General features: G+C 56.8%; 14 protein-coding genes and 7 pseudogenes. 15 read left to right on the top strand and 6 right to left on the bottom strand.

Features of this window, described 5'->3' with window-relative positions; genetic code table 11:
- Positions 1-153 (bottom strand): recombinase family protein (locus tag NKH83_RS30440; protein WP_352808795.1); only part of this gene is annotated, 153 nt, incomplete at its 3' end.
- A gap of 271 nt (positions 154-424) precedes the next feature.
- On the opposite strand from NKH83_RS30440, the pseudogene istA reads away from it, so the two are divergent.
- A pseudogene (gene istA, locus NKH83_RS30445) lies at positions 425-1,704 on the top strand (IS21 family transposase).
- Positions 1,704-2,445 (top strand): annotated as a pseudogene (gene istB / locus NKH83_RS30450) (IS21-like element helper ATPase IstB). Before istA ends, istB begins: the two co-directional pseudogenes overlap by 1 nt.
- Positions 2,446-2,665: 220 nt before the next feature.
- On the opposite strand, the pseudogene NKH83_RS30455 reads toward istB, so the two are convergent.
- Positions 2,666-3,507, bottom strand: a pseudogene (locus NKH83_RS30455) (methyltransferase domain-containing protein).
- A 474-nt stretch (positions 3,508-3,981) separates the two neighbouring features.
- On the opposite strand from NKH83_RS30455, the gene NKH83_RS30460 reads away from it, so the two are divergent.
- Positions 3,982-5,175: an ATP-grasp domain-containing protein gene (locus NKH83_RS30460; protein ID WP_352808754.1), complete on the top strand. Its 1,194-nt coding sequence runs from the start codon at positions 3,982-3,984 to the stop codon at positions 5,173-5,175.
- A gap of 167 nt (positions 5,176-5,342) precedes the next feature.
- Here NKH83_RS30460 and NKH83_RS30465 read toward each other — a convergent pair whose 3' ends face one another.
- The 4 genes from NKH83_RS30465 to NKH83_RS30480 are packed head-to-tail and all read right to left on the bottom strand — an operon-like array spanning position 5,343 to position 9,569.
- Positions 5,343-6,515: a threonine synthase gene (locus NKH83_RS30465; RefSeq protein WP_352808755.1), complete on the bottom strand. Its 1,173-nt coding sequence runs from the start codon at positions 6,513-6,515 to the stop codon at positions 5,343-5,345.
- 4 nt (positions 6,516-6,519) lie between these two features.
- The gene (locus tag NKH83_RS30470; RefSeq protein ID WP_352808756.1) at positions 6,520-7,545 is read right to left on the bottom strand and encodes a succinylglutamate desuccinylase/aspartoacylase family protein; all 1,026 of its coding nucleotides are present in this window, start codon (positions 7,543-7,545) and stop codon (positions 6,520-6,522) included.
- Positions 7,546-7,569: 24 nt separating this feature from the next.
- On the bottom strand, positions 7,570-8,763 hold the full coding sequence (locus tag NKH83_RS30475) for a M24 family metallopeptidase (RefSeq protein ID WP_352808759.1): 1,194 nt from the start codon (positions 8,761-8,763) through the stop codon (positions 7,570-7,572).
- Positions 8,760-9,569 carry a GntR family transcriptional regulator gene (locus NKH83_RS30480; RefSeq protein ID WP_352808761.1) on the bottom strand — a complete coding sequence of 270 codons (810 nt, stop codon included), beginning with the start codon at positions 9,567-9,569 and terminating at the stop codon, positions 8,760-8,762. Before NKH83_RS30480 ends, NKH83_RS30475 begins: the two co-directional genes overlap by 4 nt.
- 85 nt (positions 9,570-9,654) lie before the next feature.
- Here NKH83_RS30480 and ehuB point away from each other — a divergent pair, with 85 nt between their 5' ends.
- The 12 genes and pseudogenes from ehuB to NKH83_RS31770 form a co-directional block, all read left to right on the top strand.
- On the top strand, positions 9,655-10,530 hold the full coding sequence (gene ehuB / locus NKH83_RS30485) for an ectoine/hydroxyectoine ABC transporter substrate-binding protein EhuB (RefSeq protein WP_352808763.1): 876 nt from the start codon (positions 9,655-9,657) through the stop codon (positions 10,528-10,530).
- A 28-nt stretch (positions 10,531-10,558) separates the two neighbouring features.
- Positions 10,559-11,212, top strand: coding sequence for an amino acid ABC transporter permease (locus NKH83_RS30490; RefSeq protein ID WP_352808765.1), 654 nt, complete (start codon positions 10,559-10,561; stop codon positions 11,210-11,212).
- Complete coding sequence (gene ehuD / locus NKH83_RS30495; RefSeq protein ID WP_352808767.1) at positions 11,209-11,871, top strand: ectoine/hydroxyectoine ABC transporter permease subunit EhuD; 663 nt, start codon at positions 11,209-11,211, stop codon at positions 11,869-11,871. The genes NKH83_RS30490 and ehuD overlap by 4 nt, the downstream gene beginning before the upstream one ends.
- 104 nt (positions 11,872-11,975) lie before the next feature.
- Positions 11,976-12,692, top strand: a complete 717-nt coding sequence (locus NKH83_RS30500) for an amino acid ABC transporter ATP-binding protein (protein ID WP_502895653.1) — start codon at positions 11,976-11,978, stop codon at positions 12,690-12,692.
- A gap of 167 nt (positions 12,693-12,859) precedes the next feature.
- Positions 12,860-14,317, top strand: coding sequence for an MmgE/PrpD family protein (locus tag NKH83_RS30505; RefSeq protein WP_352808770.1), 1,458 nt, complete (start codon positions 12,860-12,862; stop codon positions 14,315-14,317).
- Positions 14,318-14,483: 166 nt separating this feature from the next.
- The gene (locus tag NKH83_RS30510; RefSeq protein ID WP_352808773.1) at positions 14,484-14,915 is read left to right on the top strand and encodes a hypothetical protein; all 432 of its coding nucleotides are present in this window, start codon (positions 14,484-14,486) and stop codon (positions 14,913-14,915) included.
- Between the two features lie 42 nt (positions 14,916-14,957).
- Complete coding sequence (locus tag NKH83_RS30515; RefSeq protein WP_352808776.1) at positions 14,958-15,644, top strand: serine hydrolase domain-containing protein; 687 nt, start codon at positions 14,958-14,960, stop codon at positions 15,642-15,644.
- Positions 15,645-15,855: 211 nt separating this feature from the next.
- Positions 15,856-16,856: pseudogene (eutB, locus tag NKH83_RS30520) on the top strand (hydroxyectoine utilization dehydratase EutB).
- Positions 16,853-17,845, top strand: coding sequence for an ectoine utilization protein EutC (gene eutC / locus NKH83_RS30525; protein ID WP_352808779.1), 993 nt, complete (start codon positions 16,853-16,855; stop codon positions 17,843-17,845). The pseudogene eutB and the gene eutC overlap by 4 nt, the downstream one beginning before the upstream one ends.
- A 272-nt stretch (positions 17,846-18,117) precedes the next feature.
- Positions 18,118-18,195, top strand: a pseudogene (locus tag NKH83_RS30530) (hypothetical protein); the annotation flags it as partial.
- Between the two features lie 368 nt (positions 18,196-18,563).
- Positions 18,564-18,871: pseudogene (locus NKH83_RS30535) on the top strand (IS110 family transposase); the annotation flags it as partial.
- Positions 18,860-18,979, top strand: a pseudogene (locus NKH83_RS31770) (IS110 family transposase); the annotation flags it as partial. The pseudogenes NKH83_RS30535 and NKH83_RS31770, both read left to right, overlap by 12 nt.
- Positions 18,980-19,197: the final 218 nt, after the last annotated feature.

Consider the following 19,197-nt stretch of genomic DNA (forward strand, 5'->3'; position numbering starts at 1 on the left):
ACCGCGACGGCTGCGCTCAAGGATCTTGGCGCGTTCATATTCGGCGATCACGCCCTGAACCTGGAGCAAAAGATCATCCTCTGCCGTGCCACCAATCGGGCGGTTCAGGAACACGATCTCCACACCGGCACGACGGAACTCGTCGATCAGCAGCGCCTAATGGGCGTAGCGGCGGGCGAGCTGATCAGGCGCATGCCGCGCCGGCGATGTGCTTGTTTGACCCGTTCGGGTGCTCTTTCCGTGCCGCCTTGATCAATTACCCTGGGCGTCATATCCGGCGTCACGATTCACATCAGAATGTCGTCTGGTCGCCTACAGTTCGGTTGCATCCATCAGGAGACGCTCCGTCCCTTGGCTCCCCGTGTCGGCCGAATTGAGAAACTGACCCCCTGACGAAATGAAGAACTGACCCCCTCGGTTATGGATGACGGTTGAGATTTCGGCGATTCCTGCATTGTCGAGAACGATGCAGGGAGAGGAGATGCTTCAGCCTGAAGAAGTGGCAGCGATGCTGCGGCTGCATGAGCTTGGCTGGGGAGCGAAGCGACTTGCGAAGGAATTCGGATGCGCGCGCAACACGGTGCGTCGGTATCTGCGCGAGGGCGGGACTTTTCCGTTTCGCAAGCCTGTGCGGCGGACCGCGTTTGACGGGCTGGACGATTGGCTGTGGGAGCGCTTCTTCCGCCATGGCGGCAACGCCGATGTGGTGCGCCAGGAACTGGAGAGCGAACATGGGATCGTTATAGGGCTTCGGTCGGTGGAGCTTCGGGTGCAGGGTTGGCGTCGGGAGTTGAGGGCGCAGAAGCGCGCGACGGTTCGGTTTGAGACGGCGCCGGGACATCAGATGCAGATCGACTTTGGCGACACGCGGGCGTGGATCGGCGGCGAGCGTGTTCGGGTGCACCTGTTTGTGGCGACGCTGGGTTACTCGCGTCGGCTGCATATCCGTCCCTCGCTTCGGGAGCGCCAGGCTGGTTCGAGGGGATGGAAGGAGCCTTCCTTCGCTTCGGCGGGGTTCCAACGGAAGTGCTGTTCGACAATCCGAAGGCGCTGGTCGAACATCACGATGCGACGACGCGGGAGGTGCGCTTCAATGTGAGGCTGCACACCTTTGCCCGCTACTGGGGATTTACGCCGCGGGCTTGTGCGCCCTACCGGGCGCGTACGAAGGGGAAGGACGAACGCGGGGTCGGCTATGTCAAGCGCAATGCGATTGCCGGCCGCCGGTTCGAGAACTGGGCGGCGTTCGAGGCGCATCTGGACCGGTGGACACGCGAGATTGCCGATCAGCGTGTGCATGGCACGACCGGCGTGGCTCCTGCGGGGCGCTTTGCCGAAGAAGCCATGGCGCTTCGCCCTCTGGGCGGACGGGCACCGTTTGGGCAGCTGCGGGATCTCGTGCGCAAGGTCCAGGCGGACTGCGCAATCGACCTGGACACGAACAGTTACTCGGTTCCCTGGCGGCTGATCGGGGAGAGCGTCCAAGTCGTGGTGTTGGGCGGCCGCGTTATCGTGCGTCATGCGGGCGAGGTGGTGGCGGATCATGCCTTGTGCGGGGGACGTCGCCAATGGATTGTCGAGCGCGCGCATCTTGCCGGCGTGGTCGGCGCTGCTGCGCCGGTACGATCGGCGGATATCGTTGCGCCTTCCGCTCTGTTGCGGCCACTGGCCGAATATGAGGCACTGGTGGGAGGCAGCTGGTGATGACGGCGGTCGATCACGAGATGTTGGTGGCTCAGCTCGACCGGCTGAAGCTGACCGCGATCCGGGATCAGCTCGATACGCTGCTGGACGAAGCGGCGCGTTCGCAAATGACCTTGCGCGAGGCTTTGGCCTTCCTCGTTACGCGCGAGATCGCGAGGCGCGACGAGCGGCGCATCTCCATGGCAGGCAAGATCGCGCAGTTCCCGTTTGTGCGCGAACTCGACGGCTTCGACTTCGACGCGCAGCCGTCGCTGGATCAGCGCCAAATCCGGGAGCTGGCGACCTGCCGCTGGATTGCTCATGGCGACACGGTCCTGTTCCTTGGACCTCCGGGTACGGGCAAGACACATCTGGCGGTGGCTCTCGGGCGCGAGGCGATCCGGCAGAACCATGCGTCCAGTTCGTCACGGCGGCCACGCTCGTGGCGATGCTGGCCAAGCCCATGACGACGGTTCACTCGAAAAGCAGCTGACGACCCTGTCGCGGCCGAAACTGTTGATCATCGACGAGCTCGGCTATCTCCCGTTCGAAGCCAATGCCGCGCATCTGTTCTTCCAGCTGGTGTCGCGGCGTTATGAGCGGGGATCAATCCTGATCACCTCCAATCGCTCGGTGGGCGAATGGGGCAGCGTGTTTGGCGATCCCGTGGTGGCAATCGCGATCCTTGATCGCCTGCTTCATCATTCGACAGTTATCACCATCTGCGGTGACAGCTACCGGCTCCGCGAAAAGCGTCGTTAGCGGCTATATGATAAGACCGCATCCACCCTCGACACCAACGAAACCCCAAAAAAATGAGGGGTCAGTTCTTCGTTTCGCCCAACGGGTCAAATCCTCACTTCGCTTGACACCCCGCAACCCACGCCAAGAGTTTCAGCCTTCCTTCAAATCTTTGGCTTCGTAACCGGGTTGCACCATTATGTGTAGCAGGAAGCAGTTGATCGCTTCGGCCGGCCGCGGCTCAGCGTTCCCCAGGACATTCCAGCATAGTTTTCAACGAGACCTCGGCCGAACCCGGTTTCAGCGGTTTTTTGCTGCGAGGCGTCGGGCGTCCAGCCGGACATCAAGACAATCGAGAAACTTGCCCTCACTTGCGCATCCGGGTCGGAAAACCGCTCGGCGTAGATTTCCGCCGCACGGGCAAACAGCTTGCGCGCGCCTGGCCGCCGGCTGCGATCGGTGAGGGCGCTGGTTTCGCCCATGGCCCGCAGATCGGCCAGCAGGGCAAACAGATTGGCATAGCGCACCGTCACCGTCTCGACGTCGGCGACCGGCAGAGCGAGACCGGCACGCTGCAGCAGCGCGCCGGCGTCGCGCACGTCGGTGAACGGAATGACACGCAGGCTGGCGCCATCGTAAAGCTCGGTCTCGTCGGCAAGCAGGCTTTCGCGCAATTCACCAAGAGTGCCGACGCCGGCGAAGGCACCGAGGAAAAGGCCGTCCGGCCGCAGCGCGCGGCGGATCTGAATCGGCATGGCGGCGATGTCGCTCTTCGCCTGCAGTGACAGAAGCGAGACCGCCAGATCGAGGTTTTCCGCCTCGAACGGCACGGACTCAAGCGGTGCGATCAGGCCGGCAGCGCCATCCAGGAATGCAGCGTCCGTCTCGACGCGGACAATCTCCGCGACCTTGCCGCTCTCGGCGAGCACGTCCACTGCCACGGGCGTCCGGCAAAACAGCACCGCTGCCTTGCCGAACCGGCGCTCCACGGCACCCAGCCGATCGGCAAGGTCCTCGGCGGCGCGGCCCATGAGGAAGTCCGCGCCGTCAACCGGATTGGCGAGCGCGCCGCTTGTGCGCCAGCTAGAGAGAATTATTGCCGACGACCTTCTTGGCCGATTCGAGAAGTCCACGGTCACCGTCGATGCGGAGGTACGAGCTTGCCTCTGACATCGACGGAGTGGGCATGCCACGGGGGCTGACGCGGCTCCTACGTCTGGAGGCGTCAGGTCGGCGATTTGATCAAGGCGATAGGTGAGATCTGCGTCTCCCCGAGCTAGCGAGCCAGCTGGCGCGGAGATCAACGAGTGGTCAACATTCGAATCTTTGCGGGTTAAACTAGCGTCCTTGAAAACGCGGTCCGAAATTGGTCGAGACGCTCGGTCCACGCGTCGGTTACAGCACATATCGCAACAAACCTTTCAAATAACTTCACGGAATCTTTGCGTTTTGCGCTCGCTGCCCATGGTATGCTTATCGCAACGTCTAAGGTTAGCTAAAAGGTGATGCCGATTTACACTTAGCCGCACAGCTTGCAACGTCAGGAGATTAACAGCCATGGGAACCCGAGCGCTCATCCTGCTTGAAGGCGCAAGTAATATGGTGCGATACGTTCAGGCGGCCAGACGCCTTGGTCTGCATCCAATTTCGTTATCAGTTGATCCGTCTCGGTATGCCTGTCTTGCAGCGGAAGGGATTGAGATAATCCGTGTCGATACAGACAATCTCGACGCGCTGATCAGTGAGTGTTCCCGGCTGCGTAAGACTTATGACATTGCTGGAATCACAAGCGCGCTGGAGAACGTCTATGCCACAGTCGGAAAGCTCTGCGAATATTTCCATCTATCGGGACCGGACTCCGCGTCCATTGAACGTTGCTGCAACAAATTTACCCAACGACAGATCCTAGCGAAGGCTGGCATTCCAATACCTGCATATCGCCTGGCAACGAATGCATCGGAGGTCAAAAGCTTTGCCACGGAGATCGGACTGCCGGTGATCCTCAAGCCTATCGTCGGCATTGGCAGCAACGGTGTCCGACTATGCCGCAACGTCAATCAGTTGGTTGAACACACGATCTATCTGTTAGGCGGGAAACATATATGGCGGTCGCCGCCGAGCATATTGGTCGAAGAATTCGCACAAGGTCCCCAATATAACCTCGAAGTGATGGGCGACGAGGTCATTGGCATAGCCGCCGCTGACTACGGCCCACCGCATTTCGTCTGTCGTGGACACATCTATCCGGCGCGGCTGACCGATCCAGAGTGCAAGCGTATCGCCGATGTTTCGTTGCGTTGTTTGCGCGCTCTTGGCCTCGATTGGGGGCCAACTAATATTGAACTTAGGTGGACGAACCGAGGCCCAGTCGTTATTGAAGTCAATCCGCGTCTTGCAGGTTCGCCCGTTCCTGACATGGTCCAGTTGGCTTACGGTGTCGATCTCGTCACCGAGCACATCAAGCTCGTCATTGGCGACGAATGGGATTTGCATAAAGGACATGCGCAGACTGCGGCCGCACGGTACCTAATTGCCGATTGCGATGGCACTCTCGATCGGATCGATGGCGGCGGTCCGGCTGCTGCTGTCCCAGGTATCGCCGACGTAAAAATGTATGTTGAACCTAAGACGCCGGTCATCAGGCGAGATCGCATCGCTCATGTTATCGCTGCTGCGCCCAGCCGTGCTCGGACCGAGGCGATACTTCAGCGTGCCGTCGACATAATCGATTGGTCAATCACGCGGAAGTAAATGCCGACATGAATGCGGTTCGGGGATCGCCAGGACCCGTCTGGGATGATCGAGTTGAGATTGACCTGCGGTCGCAGCCTTTGCTTCGACAGCGGCCGAAGCATACCTCAATCCAGGCAAGCTCGACACATCACGTTCTGAACCCAGCGGACGGAGCATAGCCAGCGTTATCCAACCGGCCAGTCGGTCACTGGCAGTTGATCGCGATAGCGGGTCTCTTCCTTGTAGCCATGTGAAGTGGCGATCAGAACCACACGAGCATCTGATCCGATTTTCTTTTCTCGGATCAAATGGCGCACACCTGTAAGCGTAGCAACGCTTGAGAGTTCGAGATAAAGGCCCTCGCTTCCAAGAATTGCCTGATCGGCTGCAACTTCAGTATCCTGGACCGCAACGGCGTACCCTTTGGACATCTTGAGTGCCCGCAAAGTCTGCTGTGTCACGGTATTGCCGCTGATCGAGCCCATGTTGGTGTCGTCAGGGACATGACCGACCATACCGTGTCCAGACAGCGCTGCGCCAATACGGGGAAACGGCTCGACCGCATGAATCCTAGGTATTGACTGGATGAAACCTGCCTCCCGAAGGTCGTCGTATCCTTTCGCTATGCTCCACAGGAGGTCACCTCGCGCGGTGGGAACAACGATGTCAGTTGGTGCCGTTTCGCCAAACTGTAAGTGAAGCTCGAAAGCGATGGCACGATAGCCGTCGACTCCGAACGGATTGCTCCCGACGGGAGGAATTGTATAGTTGGTGGCTGGATACCAGTTGCCCTTTTTCGCTTGGCTCGCGATCAGTGACCAGCGGTCATCATCGGTTTCAGTGGCAATAATGCGAGCGCCGTGTGTTTCAATGGCGCGGCGCCAGTTGGGACTTATTTGCGGAGTTGTGACAACGACGCATTCTAGGCCGTTTCGCGCAGAATAGGCCGCCATTGATGCGCCAGCGTTTCCGCTTGAAGCGATTGCGACCGTCCTTATTCGAATGTCAGCGGCCCTCTGAGCAACGAGAGATCCCATTCTGTCTTTGTGAGAGCCCGTTGGATTGGTGAACTCGTTTTTTGTATGTAAACTGGTCAAGCCGAGAGACGCGGCCAAGCGAGGCAGACTTGACAACGACGTCTTGCCTTCGCCGAGATCGGAAAACGGATAGGAAAGCCAGTCATTTATTGTAATATAGTCCAGTTTCGTTGGCCACTCAGCGTAATGAGGCGCAATGCTTGCAGGCGCCCCGGCACTCAAACATGAGGGGCAGCCTTCAAAATAGTCTCCCACCCGGTAAAGGGCCTGACATTGAACGCACTTCATACAGTCGATACGGGGATTAATGTAGTTCGCCACGGGTTTAGCCTTGCACGTGCGGAGGCGTCAGGTCCTCCATCAGTTCAAACAGGCAGTCCCCGCGTCTCACCAACGTCGGAAAGCGCTTGCAGACAACAAAGCCGCCTCGGGAAAAGCGGATTTTTTCAGGCTCGTTGTAAGGCCTATCGATAGAGTGTAGTAGCGCAGCAACTTGTCCCGGCTTGACTTCGTCTGCGAGGTCAACCAAGGGCTCGTAAATCCCGTCAGCATCGGCGTAGACGAACAGATCGATGCCAGAGCCATTCATAAGCCGGACTGGACCGGGAGCCGCGCCGTCGTACGACCGCAAAATCCCAACGTGCTTGAGGAGCCTGAGCACGCCGTGTTCTGCGAGCTCCAAACCCTGACGGTTGAGCGTTGCGCCTCCACCCAGCTCCGCGGTGATCACAAGTGCACCGCTGCTTTCGGCCGCGGCTGGCAGGGTGGTCTTTCCGCCTCCTCCACTGCCGTCCGTCAAAAAGCCAATCGGGGCGCCGAAAACCTCCAGCAATTTAAGAAGCTTTTCCTGTTGCTGTGCTGTCGTTCCGGGTCGGATCAGCGCAGAAGGAAGGTAATCAAGTGAGCGACCGCCCGCGTGCAGGTCTACCACCAGATCAGTTATCGGCAGGAGAACTTCGGTCACGTAGTGCGCGATCATTTCCGTCGCCGTTCCGTGCGCGCGACCGGGATAGAGACGATTGAGATTTCCCTCATCGATAGGCGAAAGACGCCGTCCAGATTGCACGGCTGGGAAGTTGAGGGCTGGCAGTATAATGATCCGCCCTTTGATATCACCCGGCCCCAAGTTCCTTGAAAGCCGCATCAACGCGATTTGACCCTCGTACTCATCACCGTGCGTGCCGGCAATCAATAGTGCCGTAGGCCCGTCGCCGTTCCTCAGGCAGATCGTCGGGATGGGTATCCAGCCATAGGCGGATAGATCGGTTGAGATAGGCAGGCGTAAGCAATCGGTTTGTTTGCCGTCCTTATCAAAATTTATTGAAGACCAGATGCGTGTGGAATTTGACATTGTAGGCTCTTCTGATCGAGTGGGCTATCTGATGACCGGCACCCTCTCGGGCGAGAGATCACTGAGGAATTCAACTCCGCTGTTGGTTATGAAAACGACTTCCTCGAATTGGAAGACAGCATCCTCGCGCTCCAGCTTAGGTTCGATATGAAAGATCATGCCCGGTTGGATGACAGTGGAATCGGTCTTGGAAATGGATGGCGGCTCGGTCAGATCCAACCCGCCGCCGTGGCCGATCCGCGAGACGTGGCTGTATAGTTTCCCCAACGCTGCCTCACTCCACATCCTTTCGAAGATGGCGTAGACGTCTGAGCAAGTCATTCCCGCGCGAATCTGCTGCGCAAGTGCGATCGTGACGGACCTCAACGCAGTGTACGTTTTAACCTCCCATTCGCGTGGATTGCCAGCCCGTGCGATGCGGTTACGGTCCGCTGGATAGCCGCCGTAGGTTGCACGGAAATCGGTCCAGATGTAGTGGCCGTCCTCGAGCATGCGTTCCTTTGCCGTCCGGCCATAAGAGAAGTCGCCTTTGGAGAAGAGCATGGCTATCGGATCGGTGCTTTCCGCGCCATTGAGATATGTTTGGGCCTGCATCAGGCAAAAGAGTTCGTACTCCGTCATGCCGATGCGTGCGTTGGCGATGACTTGATCAAAGGCCGTGTTGACGATCTCAAACGCCGTGCGCTTGAGGTCCGCCTCAAATCTGGATTTGATGAGACGAACTTTCCAAATAGCCTCAGCAGCGCTCCGCACCTTCCCGAGTGCTGAGAATGAGTTGAGAGCGTCAATCAAAGCCAACGAGCCACGGCCAAACATGTCCTGTCCGTAGTCTACGGCCGTGTGACGGACACCGGTCGTGTTTTCGCGAATCCAGTTGGAAATTGCGTCGACAGCCTCAGCCAGATAGCCGTCGTAATAGAGAGGCTCAAAATTTCGGGCCTTCATGTCGATGGCCGGCCCTTCGCCGAGGCTTCCCACAACCACAAAATGCTGCGCAGTCACGATGGCGAACAAAGGGCGCGTTTTGCTATCCCAGGATAGTTCTTGGTAGTCCGTGAAATAATCGACGTTCTTCTTGTCAGTCAGGACGATAACATCGATCCCCGAATTGGCCATTTCACGCCGGATATTATCCAAGCGCTGGGCTAGTTCGTTTTCGGGAACAGCCGGTGCCGGTAGGCGGAAGTTAGAAGGGATTTGAAGATTTGCTAGTTTCACTTTTGAGGCTCCATGATAGTTCGTTTGGAATTTCCAGGAAGGCTTATCGAACAAGAGAGTCTATCGAACGGAGCTTGCACGACACCAAAAATAGTAATGTTCGGATCGGTCGTTCTTATTTTATAGAGACGACGTAACATTGGGTAGCCTGTTGGTATCCCGAATATTTCTTCCACTTTACCTGAAGCGGGAGCCGCATCAATAATAAGATCGGTATTGACGACGTGGATACCGTGACGATTTAGCGCATCGATCACATAGCTCCGGCCGAACTCATCAATGATTTCGCCGTCTACTTCCGACGAGAGAAACGTGGCGTCATAGAGGAAGGGTTCATCATCGGCAAAGATGATCTTGCGAACACAAAGCATGACATCCTCGGGTGGGGTGAAACCCCGCAGCGTGGAGTCGGAAATCTTCTCTCGGGTGATGGAAATCAGACGGAGGGCTGCATCGTCCATCCAAGACATCCAGACATCGAGTTCACGTAGGACACGCCGCTGTTTCTTCACGTACGTGCCTTTTCCTGCGACCGAGATCAAAGCGCCAGCCGAATGGAGATCCCGCAACGCTCTCTTCACTGTGATCGGACTGACGCCGAACTCCTCGGTCAGCATGGCCGCCGAAGGAATAGGCTCGCCTGGCTTATATGCGCCGTTATTTATGCGAGTAAGAACCTCCTGGCGCACAGTTTCGTGCAGGGACAAAGTGGTTCGTAAATGCGTTTTAGCCACGGATGCGCTCCATTCGTGTTGCGTCGGAATTTTGTGCGGATGATCCATAACTCCTAGTGAGAAACGAGCCACTTTTGATTCCGATTGACATATCTGGTATACCTAGTATAGATCGTTGCTGTCGTCAACCGTTGGGGAGCGATAGAAAGGAAATCAAATGTTGAGACGAGCAGTGTTGATTGGCGGCGCAGCGTTGGCCCTTTTAGGCACCTGCATTTCCGCCGCAAATTCTCAGTCGATCAAGGATCGTGTTTTCAGCGAAGGCAAGATCACAATCGGCATTGAAAACCAAGCGCCGTGGGGGTTCAAGGGAGAGGACGGCAGCGTTGCCGGTGTGCATCCAGACATGCTCAAGGCGGTCCTTGAGCCTCTTGGCGTCAAGCAGGTCGACTACGTCATCATGGATTGGGGCGCGCTTATCCCGAGCCTGATCTCCAGGCGGATCGACGCTATTGCGGCCGGCATGGCGATCACGCCGGTCCGTTGTGAGCAAGTCATTTTCAGCGATCCCGATCTCGCGATCGGCGATGGAGTGATGGTGCAGGTTGGTAACCCCCACAACATCCATAGCTACGAGGATATCGCCAAAAATCCGGATCTAATCATTGGCGGAGGTCGAGGCAGCGTTAACCCAGAAAACGCTATCAAGGCAGGTATTCCGAAAGAACGCGTCCTACTTTTCGATAGCGTGCAGGGTTCAGTTGCAGCGCTTCTGGCCGGTCGAATTCAGGCAGATACAGAGTCGACGGCGACGGTCATCAACACTCTCAAGGATCCGAACCTGAAAGGAAAACTTGAGCGCGCAACACCGTTTAAGGGGCTAGTGGAAAATGGCCGAGAGGTCAAGAACTATGCAGCAATTGAATTTCGGCCGGATGACGTCGAGCTGCGCAACTTGTATAATGAGAGCCTAGCAAAGCAGAAGGCTGCGGGGATAGTGAAGAAGATCTTCGAGAAATACGGCTTTACGGACGCCGAAATTGCGCCGGACGACGTGACTGCGAAGAGTATCTGCGCCGACAAATACCGGTGAGACCGGCATAAGAAGGAGAGCAGAGCGAATGAGTTTTCTCGATATAATGGCAGGTATTTTCCAAGGCTTTGGTGTTACCGCCGAGGTCACCATCTACGGACTGCTTTACGCGATACCATTCGCTCTGTTTGCCGGCGTTTTACAGCATTTTTCGACCGGCATCTTCCGTTGGTGTATTACTGCGATTATTGAGTTCTGGCGAAGTTCCCCGGTGATCGTGCTACTTTACGCCTTCTATTATTCCTTGCCGGCGTTTGGCATTTATATGTCGGCGGTTACTGTAGGTGCAATGGTGCTCGGACTGAACGCTGGCGGTTATGCAAGTCAATCGGTCCGCGCAGCCCTGCAAGCCCTCGACCATGGACAGTGTGAAGCCGGATTGGCCTTGGGCCTAAGCCGCTTCACCGTACTTAGGCTAATCGAGTTGCCGCAGGCGATCAGGGTCATGATACCGACTTTTGTCAATGAGGCTATTCAGTTAATCAAGGGCACTGCGCTTGTGTCGCTTATTACACTTACAGATATGACCTTTCGTGCTAAAGAAATAGCTCAGTTGAGTTACAATCCGGTGGGAATCTATTCGGGACTGCTGCTGGCATACCTTATCGTTTGCTACCCAGTGACAATCTTCGGGCGCCAGCTAGAGGCGTCGAACGGAAAAATAGGAAGGGCAAGTCAATGAGCTTTGACTTCGTCTTCGCTATTAATATCATCCCGATCATATTGGAGGGAGTTGGCAATACAATCCTGGTCGCAATCTTAAGCTTCGCTGGAGCTACGATGCTAGGGTTCGTTTGGGAGTTGCTTAGGCGATCTCATTGGTTGGTGCGTCCGGTTGTGCAGTTTATTGTCGACGCAATCCGGTCGACGCCGTCCTTGGTTCAAATATACTTCCTTTTTTTCGTGCTGCCCTACTACGGGGTTGTCTTGCCAGCGATGTTCGTTGGCGTGTTCGGAATTAGTTTCTACTATTCGGGCTATATATCGGAAGTCTTTAAAGCCGGAATTGACGCGGTTCCCTCGGGGCAGAGCGAAGCCGCCCAAAGTCTCGGGCTTGGATGGGTTGACACGGTTATCTTTGTCATCGCGCCGCAGATGTTGCGCAACATCGCCGCTCCGCTTGGAGCATATTCCATTTCGATCCTCAAGACCACGCCGTTGCTCGCGGTTATCGCCGTTCCGGAGATGTTGGGCAGCGCATTCGATGTCGCTTCGGAGACCTACCGTTATGCCGAACCGATGTTGGTGGTCGGAGTTCTTTTCCTGATCCTGGCACTGATCGCTGTATCGCTGGTCACCCGTCTCGAGCGGCGCCTAGGTCTCGTCGCCCTGTCGCGTTAAAGCTGGCTACGAACGTAGTTGTGGAGGAAGAAGTGGCATTTGTAATGGCGGAAAAAGGCACCTCAACCCAGTCGCTTAGCGTCCTGAAGACTGCGGCAGTCCAGATGGAGGACGTCTCGAAATGGTTTGGAGCATTCCTGGCTTTGCGTGACATCAACCTCAAAGTGGCAGTCGGAGAGCGTGTGGTGGTGTGTGGCCCATCCGGCTCGGGCAAATCCACCTTGATCCGGTGCATAACTCAGTTGGAGACACATCAGAAGGGGCGGATAGTCGTGAATGGCACGGAATTGCGCGCTGGGATGAAAGGACTCGCAGAAGTGCGGCGCGAAGCCGGGATGGTTTTCCAGCAATTTAATCTCTTCCCGCATCTCACCGTGCTGGAGAACTGTACCCTAGCACCGATCCGCGCAAGAAAAATGGCTCGAGCAACAGCCGAAGCCCTTGCAATGGAAAATCTTGAACGTGTCCGTATCCCCGAGCAGGCCAGAAAATACCCACGTCAGCTTTCCGGGGGCCAACAGCAGCGGGTGGCCATAGCTCGTGCCCTTTGCATGAAGCCGAAAATCATGTTGTTCGACGAGCCAACATCATCACTGGACCCGGAAATGGTCAAAGAAGTGCTTGAGGTGATGACCGGTCTCGCAAACGAGGGCATGACGATGATTTGCGTTACGCACGAGATGGGATTTGCACGAGAAGTCGCGGACCGGGTCGTGTTTATGGACGGTGGAGAAATTGTTGAGCAGGCTCAGCCTGCGCAATTTTTCAGTAGGCCGGAGCATGCACGCACGAAAAACTTCCTAAGTCAGATCTTGCATTAGTTTAGGACCGGAAGCGGACGGTATTTGGGCGCGACCCCGCAGTTTCATGTTCGGAGCCCCAGTTAGCCACCCGCCGCTATTGACATACCATGTATACCTAATATGCTGGGGGAAGCGCGATCTGCATTGCTTCGCATCCCGACACTTTTCAGCCGATCAGGAACACAATGTCGAACAGGCCGCCAATCCTAAAAGCTGACGCAGCTATCACACCCCCGTCATTTGAGCACATATTGTTTCCGCGCAGTTCGATTCATGAAGATGCGGGGTTACTCGCGCATTTCCTTGCCAGTCTTAGGTACGAGGATATTCCTACTGATGTGGTCGATACGGCCAAGCTGATCACGCTTGACACGCTTGGGTGCATCATAGCGGGCGCGGATACGCCGCTTGGCGAGAAGATTTTGGCTGCATATAACGGCGGACCTGGGCCGACCGGTTGCTGCATTCCAGGTACATCGCTAAAGCTTGCTCCGTCCTTGGCAGCTAAGGTCAACGCGTGGTTGGCGGACGTGCTCGACTACGAGGACGATGCAGCTGGTCACCCAAGTGCGACTGTTATACCGGCGGCCCTCGCCATGGCAGAACACGTTGGCGCAACACCTCAGCAGTTTTTATCAGGTGTGGTCGCTGGCTATGAAGCAGGCTTGCGATTGCACGATGCTACACAGGCCACTCCTGAGGTCTATAGGCGGTTTGCTGTCTATCACGCTTGGCACGGTATGGCAGCAGGTGCAGCCGCCATGACCGTCGTTGGCGGAACCGAGGAGCAGTTCCGCTCCGCGTTGGGACATGCTGCGGCAAACACGAATATTCCGCTCTGGTATGTTCAATACGGCCGGCCCGCGCACGCACTGAAAGCGAATTATGGGCAAATGGCGCTGGGAGGACTCGATGCCGCAATTTGCGCTCGGCACAACATCGTTGGTCCTTTCGCCATGCTAAGCGATGCCGAGAGGGGCTTCGCGATGATCATCGGATCCGACCAGTTCCAGCCAAAACATCTGTCTGCGGAGCTGTCTACTGTCTGGCGGATCCGGGAGTCTAGCCTCAAGGCATACCCCTGCTGCGGCTTTCTTCACACAACAATTGAGGGAGTTTCAAAGCTCGTTGCGGCTCACAACATTGATTACCAAAACGTCACAAAATTAAGAGTTCGCACCTTCAAAAGGATTCCGGAATGGTTCTCAGACGCCGCTCCGGCTTCTGACATTGATGCCCAATTCTCCGTGCAATACGTCTCAGCCATGGCTCTTTTGTCAGTTGAGGTGGGAAGGGAGTGGTATTCACCTGCGATGATGCGGAATCCGATCGTCTCGGATTTGATGCAACGCATCGAAATCGAAGTAGACCCGATCGCAGAAAAAGCGTTCTGGGACCTCGATCAGAACCTGTCTTCAGTGACCATTCTTACGAAAAGCGGACAGAGCTTTAGTTTGACTATAGATTGGCCAGACGGTCATTGGAAAAGGCCTCGAAACTCGGCCGATACCGAGACTAAGTTTCAACGAAACGTTCGAGGAACCCTACTCGAGAGGCAAAGTGATGATATCATCGAACAAGTGATGAATATTGATAGGTCACACTCCTTAAACAAACTTTTTAGTTTGTTGACTGCGATTTGAGATTGAGAATGCGGCAGAAGCTTCAGGCGGAGAAGTAATAAAAGGGAACTAAAGCCCGCAGGCAGCCTCTATACCGGATTGAAGAGCAACTAGTCATGGGCATGACCGAATTCAATGGACAATCGTACATGACGGACGCGCGTCGGACCCGCGCGAACTCGGTTGGATGCGTGGTGCGCCGCCAGTTGTAGACAGGCGCATCACGTTCGAAGGTGACACGTTCCTCGATTTTCCGCAGATCCGCTGGTCGTTGTCGCATATGCGGGAGACTTGCGGCGACCGTCAGGGTTTGGCCAGGGGCCGGCGATCCCTCGCAGTTCGCTATGAGCGCAAGAACGATGAGATCGATGCTTTGACCTTCCCAGACACGAATGGTCGCATCCGCAACTTTGCCGAGGCGCTATTCGACACATACACAGATGGCATTCTGGTGCTTCATCGTGGTTGCATAGTATATGAGCGTTACTTTGGCGCGCTCGAGTCACACCTACCGCTTGCCTGTCACTCGATCACAAAGTCCTACGCGGGAACACTCGCTGCCTCGTTTGTACATGAAGGCGTGCTCGATGACCAAAAGACGATTTTGTCTTATTTGTGAATTGCAGGACTCGGCATGGGAAGATGCGACACTGCGCCAGGGATGGACATGCAGACTGGCTTGGCTTCCTCGGAGGAGTATATCGACAGACATGCCAGCATATGGGCGTATGCGCGTGCCTGCGGCTGGCGGCCACGTCCGAGCGGCTACGACGGCCCACACACTTTGCGCGACTACTTGAAGACTATTAGCAAAAAGGGCGCCCATGGCGAGGAATTCGCTTACAAGACTGTTAACACGGTAATGACATGGGTCATGGAAAGAGTGACAGGTTGCTCGTTCGCCCAGTTGCTCCATGAACGCCTCTGGGCGCCTCTCGGCTGCGAGGAGGATGGCTATATCATCACCGATCCCGCCGGCAGGTCGATGGCCGGCGCAGGCTTATCGGCAACATTGCGCGACATGGCGCGATTCGGCGAACTGATGCGTTGCGAGGGAGCTTGGCATGGAAAGCAGCTCATTCCCGCATCTGTGGTGCATGACATTCAACAGTACACTGATCCCTCCAAGTCTGCCTCCAATTTCGGTTATAGCAGCATGTGGTGGGGCTCGCGCGACCAGCTGCCGGGCTTCATGGCCGGGGGCATCCACGGCCAACGCTTGTTTGTGCTGCCTGAGGCTGAAACGGTGATCGCGTGTTTCGCATCGCACCCTGTGGCTATAGGAGCGGCCAACGAACCAATCACAAGTCCACAGATGGTGGCCCTTGCGCGCATCCTGCGCGAATAGCAGCCAAGATCGCACCGGTGTATGGCCTATATTCTGTCACTGCGTGTAGCCGGGTGTGGCAAAAGCAATATTAAGCCAACTCGTACTTCGATTCTCCGGCCTTCTCCTGAAGCGTTTTGCTGTTGCCGGCAATGTTCGGCGGCAGCCCTTTTCGTTGAGGGCTCTGGGTTGGTCTCCGAAATGTGCAAGCTATGGGATGAAGACTAATCCGATGCACAATACTTCACAAGTCAGTTTTCGGGAGATCATCGTCGCGTCGGAGCACATTGCTTGCCACGTTCGCCACACCCCCCTCGTTAAATCTCAGGAATTGAGCGACCAGATCGGCCAAACCGTCCTGCTGAAGCTTGAACATCACCAGACGACCGGAAGCTTCAAACTACGGGGTGCAACCAATGCGGTTCTTTCCCTGACATCGGAGGAGAGGGCGCGTGGGGTCGTTGCGGCCTCCACCGGAAACCACGGGCGAGCGCTAACTTATGCGGCAAAGGCACAAGGCGCTGCCGCCACCATCTGCGTGTCGGGGCTCGTGCCGGGAAACAAAATCGAAGAAATCCGGCGCCTCGGCGCCACGGTGCATATTGTCGGCAACTCGCAGCATGACGCTCAGCGCGAGGTCGACCGAATCGTCGAGGAGGAAGGGCTGGTCGCGGTTCCCCCGTTTGATGACGCGCGAGTGATCGCCGGGCAGGGCTCGCTTGGGATCGAAATCTACAAGGATTGCCCCGAAGTCGCGACCATTCTTGTTCCGCTCTCCGGGGGTGGGCTAGCCTCGGGCGTGGCCGCTGCAATGAAGGCGCTTGATCCGGCGGTCCGGATTGTCGGCATCACGATGGAACGCGGGGCGGCCATGAAGTCCAGCCTCGACGCCGGGCGGCCTGTTGAAGTTAGAGAGGAGGAGAGCTTCGCTGACTCGCTAGGTGGAGGCATCGGCATCGATAACAGGCTCACCTTCGCGATGTGCCGCGATCTGCTCGACGATGTTGTGCTCCTTTCCGAAAGCGAGATCGCCAAGGGAATGCGTCACGCCTATTTTTTCGGGCGCGAGGTCATCGAAGGCGCGGCCGCTGTGGGGATCGCCGCTCTCATTGCGGGCAAGGTAACTTCATCAGGGCCGGTCATAGCAATTCTATCGGTAGGAACGTCGATATGAACGTTCATCGCTGCGTGATTAATGGCACAACTGCTTTGGCAAGAAAGGAATCAACATGACCTCTATGACTATCCTCACGGAGCGCGACCTTAGAAAGATCGTCAACCTTGACGGTGAAACCGTCGATTGCGTCGAAGACGCCTTCAGGGCGCTCGCAACTAAGGCCGTTTCCATGCCGCCGATCCTGAGGCTCGACGTCCCCGAACATCGCGGCGAGGTCGATGTAAAGACCGCTTATGTTCCCGATCTTGACGGCTTCGCTATTAAGATCAGTCCAGGCTTCTTCGACAATCCGAGGATCGGGTTGCCTAGTACCAACGGAATGATGGTGCTTCTCTCCAGCCGGACGGGGCTCGTCCAGGCACTCCTGCTCGACAACGGTTATCTGACGGATCTGCGGACGGCGGCAGCCGGAGCAGTGGCGGCACGCCATCTGTCCCGCGAAAACTCGACGGTGGCGGCTATCTTCGGGGCGGGCATGCAGGCAAAGCTGCAGTTGGAGGCGCTGAAACTCGTGAGACCGATCTCGCAAGCCCGCATCTGGGCGCGCGATCACGCAAAAGCCAAGGCTGCTGCCGCTGAGCTTTCCTCAATGCTTGCGATGGACGTCAGGGCTTTTGCCAATCCGCAGGCCGCAGTCAGTGGCGCCGACATTATCGTAACAACCACTCCGGCGAAAGAACCGATCATACTCTCAGAATGGCTCGAGCCTGGTCAGCACCTGACGGCCATGGGTTCGGATGCCGAACACAAGAACGAAATCGACCCGGCCGCGATCCGCAGAGCGGACCTCTATGTCGCCGACGTTCTTAAGCAGACCCGCAGGCTTGGTGAACTGCATCATGGGATCAAAGCAGGTGCGGTTGGCGCTGATGCGGAATTTCCCGAGCTGGGGCAGATTATCGCCGGTCGCGCAAATGGCCGTACCGGACTTGGCGAGATCACAATCGCGGATCTGACTGGCACGGGAATTCAGGACACCGCTATCGCCACGCTCGCTTTCTCGCGGGCAAGAGCTGCTGATGTCGGGATAAATCTCGAGAACTGATCCGGCGCGACGTCGTCCAAGGATCAGTGGGCGCATGACCTGGCGCGGCGCCTTTCGCATGGCGTCCGCTCAAAGTTCTGCATGACGTTGCCCCCTGGAAAACTCGGTTTGAATTGGGAGTCCGTCGAAGGGAGACAAGAGATGAAGAAGAGCCGGTTCAGCGAGAACAGATCGACGGAATGCTGAAGGGGCACTAGGCGGGAAAATCCCGATAGCGGGCTGTGCCGCAAGCATGAGCGCGGAGACGCCCTTACACTGGCGTTGACCAATGTGGCGGCATGGAAGTGTCGGACGCTCCGCGGCTAAAGAGCCTTGAGGACGAGAACCGCAGGCTCAAGAAGCTGCTGGCGAATCGGCGACGCTGAAGAAGCGCCGCTCAGGACAAGGACGCGCTTGGTGCACGGGCGACGAAAAGAAAGTGCTACCCGCAACGGGCGTGCGTGCGGTCTGGTCGGTCTCGATCCGAAGACCTAGGCTATGGGGACTGTCAGGAACTCCGTGTGCGGGCGGGCATAATGGGTAAAAAGGATTCCCACGATGACCCGACACAAAGAACCTGCGATACCGAATGAGCGCAATCAGAGGCCGGACATATGATCGCAAGCGATGGGATCAAATCACTGCCCAATGTCTTGCAAGGAGGAGGCCAATGGTATGGACCCCGCCCTCTAGGCGCGCGGTGAAATCTCGAACGCCAACTGCAACGAAGGAGGATGTCATGCAGGTCGTTCGAATAGAGCTGGATCTTGCGAAGTATGTCTTCGAGGTTCACGGCGTCGACAGCCACGGCCGTCCTGCGAAAGACGCTGCGTCGCGATGCGGTAGCCCGCTTCTTCGCCAATCTGCCGCGATGTCTGGTCGGGATGGAAACCTCGAACGGAGCGCATTATTGGGCAAAGGTGCTTTCCGATCTCGGCCATGAGATTCGGCTGATCAGCCCTCAGTTCGTGACACCATACGTCAAGTCGAACAAGAACGACCGGAACGATGCGGAAGCCATCTGCGAGGCGGTCGGCCGGCCGGCATCCCAATGTCGCGGCTGGCGCGCTCGCCAACAAGAATGCGAGGATCGTGTGGGCCATGCTCTCGGGCAGCACATTCTACGAGCCCGCACCGTCGGTGAAAGCAGCTTGAAGCTTGAAGCGAAGCGGCAAACGAAGGAATAACAGAACGAGGTCTCACCCCGGCAATTGCAGCAAAATGGTAGGAGATGGTGAAGCGGTCATTCCGTCGCTTCCCGAACCTGGTGTGTGGACCGGCTTGGCTTCGGCCAATCTCTAGGGGCCGATGAGGTGGAAGCGCGCGAAATCCATCGGGGCTCGCGGCGAAGACGTTGTCCAGCCGCATCAGGA

Origin of the sequence: Mesorhizobium sp. M0909 (assembly GCF_040319515.1) — a bacterium.
Taxonomy (GTDB): Bacteria; Pseudomonadota; Alphaproteobacteria; order Rhizobiales; family Rhizobiaceae; genus Mesorhizobium.